At 63.7% G+C, this 10,968-nt stretch carries 12 protein-coding genes; 7 read left to right on the top strand and 5 right to left on the bottom strand.

Annotation, left to right across the window (positions count from 1 at the left end; genetic code table 11):
* The 3 genes from AC0L20_RS06380 to flaF all read left to right on the top strand — a co-directional run.
* The coding region (locus AC0L20_RS06380) for a DUF1522 domain-containing protein (RefSeq protein ID WP_473287845.1) at positions 1-1,382 on the top strand (1,382 nt) is incomplete at its 5' end.
* 215 nt (positions 1,383-1,597) lie between these two features.
* Positions 1,598-3,886, top strand: a complete 2,289-nt coding sequence (locus tag AC0L20_RS06375; protein ID WP_473287844.1) for a DUF1522 domain-containing protein — start codon at positions 1,598-1,600, stop codon at positions 3,884-3,886.
* Between the two features lie 291 nt (positions 3,887-4,177).
* Positions 4,178-4,546 (top strand): flagellar biosynthesis regulator FlaF, encoded by a 369-nt coding sequence (gene flaF / locus AC0L20_RS06370; protein WP_007612319.1) that lies wholly within the window; start codon positions 4,178-4,180, stop codon positions 4,544-4,546.
* A 143-nt stretch (positions 4,547-4,689) separates the two neighbouring features.
* Here flaF and AC0L20_RS06365 read toward each other — a convergent pair whose 3' ends face one another.
* From AC0L20_RS06365 to AC0L20_RS06350, 4 genes are all read right to left on the bottom strand, one after another.
* Entirely contained in the window at positions 4,690-5,049 is a 360-nt protein-coding gene (locus tag AC0L20_RS06365) for a hypothetical protein (protein ID WP_247406883.1), read from the bottom strand.
* 159 nt (positions 5,050-5,208) lie between these two features.
* Positions 5,209-5,706, bottom strand: coding sequence for a hypothetical protein (locus AC0L20_RS06360; RefSeq protein ID WP_027518929.1), 498 nt, complete (start codon positions 5,704-5,706; stop codon positions 5,209-5,211).
* Between the two features lie 11 nt (positions 5,707-5,717).
* Entirely contained in the window at positions 5,718-6,083 is a 366-nt protein-coding gene (gene flgJ, locus AC0L20_RS06355) for a flagellar assembly peptidoglycan hydrolase FlgJ (protein WP_063995718.1), read from the bottom strand.
* Positions 6,083-7,207: a flagellar basal body P-ring protein FlgI gene (locus tag AC0L20_RS06350; RefSeq protein WP_007602120.1), complete on the bottom strand. Its 1,125-nt coding sequence runs from the start codon at positions 7,205-7,207 to the stop codon at positions 6,083-6,085. Before AC0L20_RS06350 ends, flgJ begins: the two co-directional genes overlap by 1 nt.
* Positions 7,208-7,477: 270 nt before the next feature.
* Between AC0L20_RS06350 and AC0L20_RS06345 the strand changes: the two genes are divergently transcribed.
* Positions 7,478-7,891 carry a flagellar assembly protein FliX gene (locus tag AC0L20_RS06345; protein ID WP_473287843.1) on the top strand — a complete coding sequence of 138 codons (414 nt, stop codon included), beginning with the start codon at positions 7,478-7,480 and terminating at the stop codon, positions 7,889-7,891.
* Positions 7,892-7,895: 4 nt separating this feature from the next.
* On the opposite strand, the gene AC0L20_RS06340 is transcribed toward AC0L20_RS06345, so the two are convergent.
* The gene (locus AC0L20_RS06340; RefSeq protein ID WP_007602122.1) at positions 7,896-8,267 is read right to left on the bottom strand and encodes a winged helix-turn-helix transcriptional regulator; all 372 of its coding nucleotides are present in this window, start codon (positions 8,265-8,267) and stop codon (positions 7,896-7,898) included.
* A 149-nt stretch (positions 8,268-8,416) separates the two neighbouring features.
* On the opposite strand from AC0L20_RS06340, the gene AC0L20_RS06335 reads away from it, so the two are divergent.
* The 3 genes from AC0L20_RS06335 (at position 8,417) to AC0L20_RS06325 (ending at position 10,908) form a co-directional block, all read left to right on the top strand.
* Positions 8,417-9,028 carry an NAD(P)-dependent oxidoreductase gene (locus AC0L20_RS06335; RefSeq protein ID WP_473287842.1) on the top strand — a complete coding sequence of 204 codons (612 nt, stop codon included), beginning with the start codon at positions 8,417-8,419 and terminating at the stop codon, positions 9,026-9,028.
* 216 nt (positions 9,029-9,244) lie between these two features.
* The gene (gene dksA / locus AC0L20_RS06330; protein ID WP_008554760.1) at positions 9,245-9,610 is read left to right on the top strand and encodes an RNA polymerase-binding protein DksA; all 366 of its coding nucleotides are present in this window, start codon (positions 9,245-9,247) and stop codon (positions 9,608-9,610) included.
* Between the two features lie 518 nt (positions 9,611-10,128).
* A complete protein-coding gene (locus AC0L20_RS06325) occupies positions 10,129-10,908 on the top strand; it encodes a 2-keto-4-pentenoate hydratase (RefSeq protein ID WP_473287841.1) in 780 nt (259 codons plus the stop codon).
* Positions 10,909-10,968: the final 60 nt, after the last annotated feature.

Below are 10,968 nucleotides of genomic sequence, written 5' to 3'. Positions count from 1 at the left end.
CGCTGGTAAGCTCGACGGGTGCGGATCTGAGCGTCACCGGCAAGGCCGACCTGCTCAAGGCTCTCGGCCTGACCACGTCGACCGGTGCGGGTAATGCCACCGTGAACGTCAACCGGACCACGAGCGCGGCTTCGCTGGGTGCGGAGATCGCGGACGGTTCGTCGCTGAACGTCGACGGTCATGTCATCACCTTCAAGAACGCGCCGGTTCCGGGCTCGACCGGTGCTCCGAGCGTTCCGAGCGGTTATGGTGTGAACGGTGCGGTCGTCACCGACGGCAACGGCAACTCGACGGTCTATCTGCAGGCCGGCACGGTCAACGACGTGCTGAAGGCGATCGACCTTGCCACTGGTGTGCAGACCGCGTCGATCAATGCCAGCGGCGTTGCGGCGCTTACGACCGCCACCGGCCAATCGAACTCGTCGATCAATACGTCCGGTCAGCTCAAGCTCTCGACCGGCATCAACGCCGACCTGACCATCACCGGCAGCGGCAACGTGCTCAACGTGCTTGGCCTCGCCGGCAACACCGGTAATGCGACGGCGTTCACCGCGGCGCGCACCTCGGGCATCGGCGGCATTGCCGGCAAGACCTTGACCTTCTCCGCCTTCAACGGCGGCACGGCGGTCAACGTCACCTTCGGCGACGGCACCAACGGCACGGTCAAGACGCTCGATCAGCTCAACACGCAGCTTCTGGCCAACAACCTGGCTGCAACGATCGACGCCAACGGCCGGCTGACCATCACCGCGTCCAACGACTATGCGTCCTCGACGCTCGGTTCGACGACGGCGGGCGGCGGAATCGGCGGCACGCTGACTTCGGCGCTGACCTTCTCGACGGCTTCCAGCCCCGTCCAGGATGCGGTTGCACAGACGGCCCGTGCGAACCTGGTGTCTCAGTACAACAACATCCTGAACCAGATCGACACGACTTCGCAGGACTCCTCGTTCAACGGCGTCAACCTGCTGAACGGTGATCAGCTCAAGCTGGTGTTCGACGAGACCGGCAAGTCGAGCCTCAACATCACCGGCGTGACCTACAACTCCAAGGGTCTGGGCCTCGCTGCCTTGACCGTCGGTGTCGACTTCATCGACAACGCCGCGTCCAACCGCGTGCTGACCAACCTGAACGCCGCGTCGAGCACGCTGCGCTCGGAAGCCTCGGCGCTCGGTTCGAACCTCTCGGTGGTGCAGGTGCGTCAGGACTTCAACAAGAACCTGATCAACGTGCTGCAGACCGGTTCTTCGAACCTGACGCTGTCCGATACCAACGTCGAGGCGGCCAACAGCCAGGCGCTGTCGACCCGCCAGTCGATCGCGGTCTCCGCGCTGTCGCTGGCCAACACTTCGCAGCAGAGCGTGCTCCAGCTACTCCGCTAAGTAGCTGGTATCATTAAATAAAATAAGAGCGGCGGGGTCATTTGCCCCGCCGCTTTTTTGCGTCCGGAGGCGGGCAGGGACGTTCACCGGCCATTAACCCTATCCCTTAAACCGGCGTTAACCATACTTTAAAGGACAGCCTCTAAGACTGGACAAAAGCCCGCTTTCAAGACCGCGCGGCCGATTCGTACCCGGTTCAAGAGGAAGACTCGCCAATGTCCAACATCGTTCTCTCGGCGTCCGTTCGCCAGAACCTGTTGTCGCTGCAGTCGACGGCCGACTTGCTGGCCACGACGCAGGAGCGGCTGTCGACCGGTAAGAAGGTCAACACAGCGCTCGACAATCCCACCAACTTCTTCACGGCCCAGGGGTTGGACAACCGGGCGAGCGACATCGGCAACCTGCTGGATGGCATCAACAACGGTGTGCAGGTGCTCCAGGCCGCCAACACCGGCATCACCTCGCTGCAGAAGCTGATCGACAGCGCCAAGTCGATCGCCAACCAGGCGCTCCAGACCACGGTCGGCTATTCTACGAAATCGAACGTCTCCACCACGATTCCGGGTGCGACACCCGCCGACCTCCGCGGCACGACCTCCTATGCGAGCGCGACCGCCAAGAGCAACGTGCTCTATACCGGCGCAGCCGGTGGCGTAACCCCGGTCACGGGAACCGCCGCGCTCGGCGCCTCGCTGGGCTCGAACGCCGGCACGAATGTCGGGTTTGCCGCGACCGCGGCCGACGGCACGACGGCACTATCCGGTGCCACCACGCTGGTCGGCACCACGACATCCACCACCTTCGGCGCGCCGCCCGCGGACGGCGACACCATCACGGTCAACGGCAAGACCATCACCTTCCGCACTGGTATCGCCCCGACGACGCAGCCGACCGGCTGGGGCCTCAACCCCAGCGGGCACATCGCAACGGATGGTAACGGCAATTCGATCGTCTACGAGGGAACGCCGGCTGCGCCCGGCGCAACTATCAACGACGTCCTCAGCGCGATCGACCTCGCCAGCGGCGTCAAGACCGCGGCAATCAGTGCAGGCGCGGCAACCATTACGGTCAGCGGCTCGAGCGGTCCGATCGGCACGCTGCAGGTGGCATCGTCCGTCACGGGCGGCCAAGTCACGCTGAAGAGCTCGACCGGCGCCGATCTGAGCGTGACCGGCAAGGCCGACTTCCTCAACAAGCTCGGTCTGACCGCGGCGACTGGCGCGGGCAATGCGAGCGTGACCGCGGACCGATCGACCACCGCGGGCTCGCTCGGTTCGCTCGTTCAGGACGGCTCGACGCTGAACATCGACGGCCACACCATCACTTTCAAGAACGCCCAGTCGCCCCAATCGGCATTGAGCGTGACCTCCGGCGGCGTCAACGGCAACATCGTCACCGACGGCAACGGCAATTCGACCGTCTACCTCCAGAGCGCAACGCTCTCCGATCTGCTCAACTCGATCGACCTTGCCACCGGCGTCAAGACCGCCAGCATCTTCAACGGCTCGGCGACGCTGTCGACCACCGCGGGCCAGATCCCCTCGTCGGTCAACAGCAGCGGTCAGCTTGCGCTCTCCACCGGCATCAACGCCGACCTGTCGATCACCGGCACAGGCAATGCGCTCAACGCGTTCGGTCTCAGCGGCAATACCGGAACGGCGACCGCTTTCGCCGCGGCGCGCAACTCCGGTGTTGGTGGCGTCGCCGGCAAGACGCTGACCTTCACCTCCTTCAACGGCGGCACGCCGGTCAATGTCACCTTCGGCGACGGCACCAACGGCACCGTCAAGACGCTCGACCAGCTCAATGTGCAGCTTCAGGCCAACCACCTGACGGCGACGATCGACGCCAATGGCGTGCTGACGGTCACCACCGTCAACGAGTACGCATCCTCGACCCTCGGCTCGAGTACCGCCGGCGGTACGGTCGGCGGGACGCTCACCGGCGTGCTGGCCTTTACCACCGCGCAGCCACCGATTCAGGATCCCGTCGCGCAGACCGCGCGCTCCGGCCTGGTCAGTCAGTTCAACAACATCCTGGCGCAGATCGACACGACCTCGCAGGACTCGTCCTTCAACGGCGTCAACCTGCTCAACGGCGACACGCTGAAGCTGGTCTTCAACGAGAACGGCAGCTCGACGCTCGGCATCAACGGCGTCGTGTTCAACGCGGCCGGCCTCGGTCTCAGCAATCTCGTTCCGGGCACGGACTTCATCGACAACGGTGCCACCAACAAGGTGCTGGCCAGCCTGAATGCCGCCTCGAGCACGTTGCGCTCCGAGGGTTCTTCGCTCGGTTCGAATCTGTCGATCGTGCAGGTGCGTCAGGACTTCTCCAAGAACCTGATCAACGTTCTGCAGACCGGCTCGGCCAACCTGACGCTGGCCGACACCAACGAGGAAGCGGCGAACAGCCAGGCGCTGTCGACCCGCCAGTCGATCGCGGTGTCCGCGCTGTCGCTGGCCAACCAGTCGCAACAGAGCGTGTTGCAGCTGCTCCGCTAATTTCGCGGCGCAAGATCACTCATCGATTTCGCGGCGGGGCTAACGCTCCGCCGTTCATTTTACGGAGATCGCTAAGGCAGGATTAGCTGAGATCGACGCGCACCACGCGTGACGTGTTTACAGCGTGCACATGCGCGTCTAGCTTCACGATGACGAAGAACTCCGAGACCCGTAATAATCCGGAGTGCTTCCAAGCACACATGTAAGCAAATCTTAAGCGGTGCTGCCTAGGGTCAGGAAAGAATTCCTTAAGCGCGTTCAACGCGCTAGGTAACCTCCAGGGTGTGATTGATGTCGAATTCCGCTGCCTCGGCCTACGCGCGTGTTGCAACGACCACCGCATCTCCTCGCGACATCGAAGCGCAGACCCTGCTCAAGGCCGCGAACAAGCTTCAGGATGCGATCAACAGCGCCGAGCCGTTCAGCGAGCAGACCACGCAGGCCCTGATGTTCAATCGCAAGCTCTGGACGATTTTCCTGAGCGAGGCCATGCGCGAGAACAATCCGCAGCCGATCGACGTCCGGCAGAAGATCGCCAACATCAGCGTGTTCGTGCTGAGCCAGACCGCCGCGCTGCAGATGAGCCCGCAGTTCGATCATTTCCGTCCGCTGATCGAGATCAACCGCAATATCGCCGCTGGTCTGTCCGGCCGTCCGTGATCGAGCACGGCTCGTTCCGCCTCGGCAACACCAAATTCATGCTGACGGATAACGGCAAGACGCAGATCAGGAACGTCGTCACCGGTCCCGCGACCGGTTCGAGCGATCTCGATGTTGCCGTTGCGAGGCTCGACGCCCGATTATCAGGCGCTGCGGTCCGTGCTGGCCGGACGCGAGGGCTCGGATTTCAAATCCTGCGCATGGAAATAGGCCCGCCGGCGCAGCATTGCTTCGTCGGGGAACTGGTTGACCACCGCGTCGGTCCTGTCGTTGACGACCTGGAAGACGAACGACGCCGCCGCCTGGTCGAACACGACCTGGCGTGAGACGTTCTCGTTGCTTCGCAAATCATTGCGTGCAGGCGCGCTCGCCTCGCCAGCGGCCACTGTCTGGCTCACGGGCAGATCGGTTTGCACGGCCTCGTTCGCCGCCGCATTGGACGTCGTTACGATTTGCACGGCGACCGGTATCCCCACCGGCCTGATGCTGAAATCTGTACTCATGGCAGCCTCCTGGTTGCCTCACGTGAGTCAAATCCCAACCCCTCTCAATACGCAACCATGGAACACCAGGATTGAACACCCGGTAAGGAAACGTGCCTAACCGCGCGACGATGTTGCCGCGCGGTTTTTCATAAAATTGTCGTTTGTTATTGCGCGCGCTCAGAGCGAGCGGCTGACCGCGAGCGGCGTGATGTGGCGTGGGCCCGGCGTGGCGCGGCGTCCCGCGGCCGTGTAGGTGTTCGGAACGTTGCGCTTCTGGATCTCGGCGTTGACGCCGCGCACGACGCTCTCCGACACCGCGTGAGCGGTTGCGAGCACGGTGAGGTTGACCTGAAGCATCGCGCGGAATGCATCGTGGTGCCGATGCAGCGTCGAGAGCAGCTCGGGCGCGGATTTGGCGAGCTGCGCCTGGTTCGCCTTCAACTGGGTGACGGCGCCGACATAGTTTCGCGACAGCTCCTGCTTCTTGCTCTCGAGGGTCATCGCCTCGCGGACCTGGCCGGCACGTACCAGCTCGGTCTCGCGCTCGATCAGACCGAGCAGGGCACTCATCGCATCCATCAACTGCTCGGCGATCTTGCGCGCCTCGGCGCTGCCGGGTGCGGTGTTCGGGCGCTGCGCTTGCACCGGCTGACGCGAGGCGTTGAAGTGGTTCATCTCGTTTGACCTTATGCCGTGCGGATCGTTTTTGCCTGCTGCATGATCAGGGTGCGATAGACGTCGGTGGCGATGCCGACGCCGCCGGCGTTGGCGAAATTCTTGGAATATTGCTCGGTCAGCATCGAGCGCCACACGCCGGTGCCAGGCGTGTCGCCGAACGGGCCTTCGCCCTTCAGGCCCGAGGTCATCTGCGAGAACATGCTGTTGAGGAACATCGCCTCGAAGTCGGTGGCGATCTTCTGCGCCTTGGCCTGCTGCTTCGGCGAGACCTTTTGCAGTGCCGCCGCGAGATCGAAGTCCGGCCGGCCGTTGCGGCTCTCCACCGAGAAGGCGGAGCTGGCGACCCGTGCGGTGTTGACCATGCCGGTCTGCATCACATCACCTCGATGTCGGCTTCGATCGCACCGGCGGCCTTGATCGCCTGCAGGATGCTGATGAGATCGCGCGGGCCGATGCCGAGACCGTTGAGGCCGTCGACGAGCTGCTGAAGCGAGACGCCGTCCTTGACGACGGCGAACTTCTTGCCGTCCTCGGTGACGCTGACGCTGCTGCGGGGTGCGACCACGGTCCGGCCCCGGGACAGCGGGTTGGGCTGGCTGACCTGCGGGCTCTCGGAGATCGTGACGGTGAGGTTGCCCTGTGCGACCGCAACGGTGGCGACGCGAACGTCGCGGCCCATCACGATGATGCCGCTGCGTTCATCGATGATGATCTTGGCGGCGAGATCCGGATCGACCTGGAGCTGCTCGATCTCGGTGAGAAAGGCGACGACGTTGCCCTTGAACTCCGGCGGGATCGCAAGCTGCACGGTCGATGGGTCGATCGGCTCGGCGGTCTTGACGCCGAGATAGTCGTTGATCGCGGCCGCGATCCGCTTGGCCGTGGTGAAGTCGGCATTGCGCAGCGCAAGGCGGACGTTCGGCAGGCGATTGAGCGCGAACTCGATCTCGCGCTCGATGATGGCACCGTTGACAATGCGTCCGACGGTCGGCACGCCACGCACGATTTTCGCCGCCTCACCCTCGGCCTGGAAGCCGGAGATCGCGAGCGAGCCCTGTGCGACCGAATAGACGTTGCCGTCGGCGCCGAGGAGCGGGGTGACGAGCAGGGTGCCGCCCTGGAGATTCTTGGCGTCGCCGAGCGCGGAGACGGTGACGTCCATGCGCGTGCCCTGGGTGGCGAAGGCCGGCAGATTGCCCGTCACCATCACGGCGGCGACGTTGCCGGTGCGGATGGTGGCGCCGCGGATGTTGACGCCCATGCGCTCGAGCATCGCTTGCAGCGACTGCTTGGTGAAGGGGATGTTGTTGAGGGTGTCGCCGGTGCCGTTGAGGCCGACGACGAGGCCGTAGCCGATGAGCTGGTTCTGCCGCACGCCTTCGATGTTGGCGAGATCCTTGATGCGCGATGTCGCGCTTGCAGAATTGACCGAGAGCACCAGCGCTGACAGCGCGGCGCAGGCCACCCCCACAAGTCTCACCCAACGAACGCTTGGCATCCTCTGCTCCCCGAGGCTCCTCAAATCAAAGGACCATCACGACACTCCCATGACGAGCTGGTCCGACGCTGTCCTTGCGAGCGCTGTGCCAACTCGGGGCAGCGGGGGTAGGTCGCTGAATAGGTTGAATAAATCTGTTTCGAGCGACCTCAGCCGGTGTTGTCCCTGAGGAGCGAAACTGCCGCCCGTCGGCACATTTTGCCGGGCTGTTTACGGGCCGTTAACCATAAAACTGCGAATGTGGCGCATCGATCACCCGGATTGCTTCCGATGCGCATCTACGGACCGAACGGCACCACGCTTGGAACGCCGGCCAGCCAGGCCAGGCGGACGAGCTCCGGCACCTTCGTGTTGCCCGACGCCTCGTCGGCGCCGGAGACGCGGGGCGCCGCCGCACCGAAGGCGGCCGCCAACATCGACGGGCTGCTCGCGCTGCAAGGCATCGAGGAGGATCCCGTCGAGCGTCGCAAGCGCTTGGTCGTGCGCGGAAAGACCGCGCTCGACGTGCTCGACGATCTCAAGATGGGACTTCTCTCCGGCAAGCTCGACGCCTCGACCGTGATGCGGCTGCGCGACGCTGCGGCGAACCTTAAATCGTCCTCCGGCGATCCCGGCCTGGATTCGGTGCTGTCCGAGATCGAGCTGCGCGTCGAGGTCGAGCTCGCCAAGGCCGGGCAGGCATAGCGTCCTACGCCGCTTCATCCTTCAGCTGCGAATCGTAGCGGCGCTGGGCGGCAAGCACGTCTTTCAGATTCTGTTCGGCCCAATCGCGCAGCGGATCGACGGCTGCGGCGAGCGTCACGCCGAGTTGCGTGATCGAGTATTCCACGGTCACCGGCACGGTTGCGATGGCGTGACGCTTGAGCAATCCGTCGCGCTCGAGCGACTTGAGAACCTGGCTCAACATCTTCTGCGAAATGCCTTCGATCGTCCGGCGCAACTGATTGAAGCGCATCGGCTCCTCGCGCAGGAGCAGCAGGATCAGCACCGCCCATTTGTCACCGACGCGGTCGAGGATCTGTCGCGTGGGGCAGTTCGCTGCATAGACGTCTGGCTTCATCGTTGGGTCCTCACGATCCATTCCGCTTATTTGGCGGCCGGCGCCGGTTACTCCTGTGTAATCAGGTAAGCACAAAGTGCTCTCTTAACACCAGCGTTCTTTACGATATCTAGTCACTGTTGGTTACCACAGAAGCAAAGGAGCCTTCCATGAAAATCGCAGTTGCCGGCGCCTCGGGCCGGGCCGGGTCGGAGATCACCAAAGAACTGTCCCATCGCGGCCACACGGTTACGGCCATCGCCCGCAACCCCGAAAAGATCGCGGCCCTGCCGAACGTCACCCCCACCAAGGGAGACGTGCTCGACCAGCTAGGCCTTACCAAGCTGTGGGCCGGGCACGACGTCGTCGTGAGTTCCGTGCACTTCCTGGCCAGCGACGCGCTCAAGCTGATCGGCGCGGCCAGGGACTCCAAGGTCGGTCGCTACCTCGTCGTCGGCGGAGCCGGCAGCCTGGAGGTCGCTCCGGGCGTCAAACTGGTGACAACTGCCGGCTTTCCGGCTCAGTACAAGGCTGAGGCGGAGGCCGGTTCGGCCTTTCTCGACCTGCTGCGGCAGGAAAAGGAGCTGAACTGGACCTTCATCTCGCCGTCTGCCCTGTTCATCGAGGGGGAGCGCACCGGCAAGTTCCGGCTTGGGACCGATCAGCTTCTCGCAGATGCGAACGGGAAGAGCTGGATCAGTTTCGCGGATTACGCCATCGCGCTCGCCGACGAGATCGAGCGGCCGGCCCATGAGAGGCAACGTTTCACGGTCGGCTACTAGGCCTACGGCCGCTCCCGGGCCCTTCAGGATAAACCTTTCCTGTGCAAGGGCTTGGGGGCGCCGGTCGGGCGATCAGGGAAACATTGTCTGTCACAGGAGGCCGCTATATAACGCCCCGCTCAGCGGACCCCGTTCCGCGTACGAGTCGTTGCTTAGACAGATAGGCCGCCCTTGGAAAAGTTGAAAAACTACCGACCGACCGAAAAAGAGCCTTTCATGAACGACAGGCAGAAGGAGTACTTCCGCTTGAAGCTCCTGGCCTGGAAGGATGAGATCCTCAAAGAGTCCAAACTCACCCTGCAGGCCCTGCAGGAGGAGAACGTGAACCACCCCGATCTCGCTGATCGGGCATCGTCCGAAACCGACCGCGCCATCGAACTCCGTGCCCGCGACCGCCAGCGTAAGTTGATCGCCAAGATCGACGCCGCGCTCCAGCGTATCGAGGACAACACCTACGGCTATTGCGAGGACACCGGCGAGCCGATCTCGTTGAAGCGGCTCGAGGCCCGTCCCATCGCAACGCTTTCGGTGGAGGCGCAGGAGCGCCACGAGAAACGCGAGAAGGTCTATCGCGACGAATAGAGTCCGAGCCGCAGCGATGCGGCTCTTTGTTTTTGAACGCAAGGCGCGCCTTTTCGCGTCGTGATCAGCATTTTGCCTGTCGCTTGCAACCGTGCGTTCGGCGCGCGAGCGGAATCACGAAAAGTGAATCGCGATCAATGGGCTAGACTCAACTCCTCCGAGCTCACGTGAGTTCAGATGAGAAACAGCCTTCACTCAGGTGCGGGAGGTTTTGCGAGTCGCATCAAGGACATCGACTCGAATGCTGAGGCACTGATCCAGCAGCTTCACGCATCGCCGCAATCAGGCCTGGTGCGACGCTGCAAGGTGCGCATCCCCATAAAGCCCGGACCAGCTCAATATTTCCTTAAACGCCGGCGCAGCCGATGAGGCTTGCCGTGATGTGGCCGATCAGCGTCCGCAGCTCATTCCAGCTCGGGCTGGCAATGACGTGCGGCCGCGCGACCCCCGCGCTTGTCACGCCCCGGCGGGGATGCTGAAGTACCGCCCTCGATTGTGGTGTGTAGGAGCGGGCGCCGATGGACACAATTCTCGCAGCCGCAAAGGCGATCGCGCTGGCGCGCCGCAACCATGCGCCGCTCGCGGCGCTCGAAGTTCCTCCCGCCGATGAAGCCGAGGGCTATCAGGTCCAGCGCGCGCTGCACGATCTGCTGCTGCCGCATGCCGGCCCGCTGGTCGGCTACAAGATCGGCTGCACCAGCCAGGTGATGCAGGATTACATCGGCATTCCACACCCCTGCGGCGGCGGCGTGTTCCAGAAGGGCGTGCACGACAGCGGCGTGCAGCTCGCGGCTGCCGACTATGTCCGCGTCGGCGTCGAATGCGAGATCGCGGTGCGGCTGAAGCGCAATCTCGCCGCCGGCGAGGCGCCGTTCACGGCCGAATGGGTCGGCGAAGCCGTCGAGGCCTATCATCCCGCGATCGAGATCGTCGACGACCGGTATGTGAAGTGGGAGACGATGGGCGCGCCGACGTTGATCGCTGACGATTTCTTCGCCGCCGGCTGCGTGCTGGGTGAGGTCGTGCCGCGCTCGTCGGTGCCGGACCTGAAGGCGGTCAAAGGCCGCGCCATCGTCAACGGCGAGGAGGTCAGCCACGGCACCGGCGCCGACGTGCTCGGCCATCCCCACAACGCACTCGCCTGGCTCGCCAACCATCTCGCCGCCGAGGGCAAGGGGCTGCACGCGGGACAGCTCGTTCTCACCGGCAGCCTGGTGAAGACGCTGTGGCTGAAGGCCGGCGACAAGGTGCGGATGGAGCTGGACGGGCTGGGTGTGGTGGAGGCGGAGTTTACGTGATCTCTCCGCGTCCTTGCGAGCGAAGCGAAGCAATCAAGAGTCCCTCCGCGGAGAGGCTCT

It is taken from the genome of Bradyrhizobium sp. Kon58, assembly GCF_055807455.1.
The sequence above is the reverse complement of the archived record's forward strand: the minus strand, read 5'-3'. Positions and strand labels throughout refer to the sequence as shown.

Coding starts and splice junctions, on each gene's coding strand:
- AC0L20_RS06375 (WP_473287844.1), top strand. CDS start 1,598: ATGTCCAACATCGTTCTCTCGGCGTCCGTTCGCCAGAACCTGTTGTCG.
- flaF (WP_007612319.1), top strand. CDS start 4,178: ATGTCGAATTCCGCTGCCTCGGCCTACGCGCGTGTTGCAACGACCACC.
- AC0L20_RS06365 (WP_247406883.1), bottom strand. CDS start 5,049: ATGAGTACAGATTTCAGCATCAGGCCGGTGGGGATACCGGTCGCCGTG.
- AC0L20_RS06360 (WP_027518929.1), bottom strand. CDS start 5,706: ATGAACCACTTCAACGCCTCGCGTCAGCCGGTGCAAGCGCAGCGCCCG.
- flgJ (WP_063995718.1), bottom strand. CDS start 6,083: ATGCAGACCGGCATGGTCAACACCGCACGGGTCGCCAGCTCCGCCTTC.
- AC0L20_RS06350 (WP_007602120.1), bottom strand. CDS start 7,207: ATGCCAAGCGTTCGTTGGGTGAGACTTGTGGGGGTGGCCTGCGCCGCG.
- AC0L20_RS06345 (WP_473287843.1), top strand. CDS start 7,478: ATGCGCATCTACGGACCGAACGGCACCACGCTTGGAACGCCGGCCAGC.
- AC0L20_RS06340 (WP_007602122.1), bottom strand. CDS start 8,267: ATGAAGCCAGACGTCTATGCAGCGAACTGCCCCACGCGACAGATCCTC.
- AC0L20_RS06335 (WP_473287842.1), top strand. CDS start 8,417: ATGAAAATCGCAGTTGCCGGCGCCTCGGGCCGGGCCGGGTCGGAGATC.
- dksA (WP_008554760.1), top strand. CDS start 9,245: ATGAACGACAGGCAGAAGGAGTACTTCCGCTTGAAGCTCCTGGCCTGG.
- AC0L20_RS06325 (WP_473287841.1), top strand. CDS start 10,129: ATGGACACAATTCTCGCAGCCGCAAAGGCGATCGCGCTGGCGCGCCGC.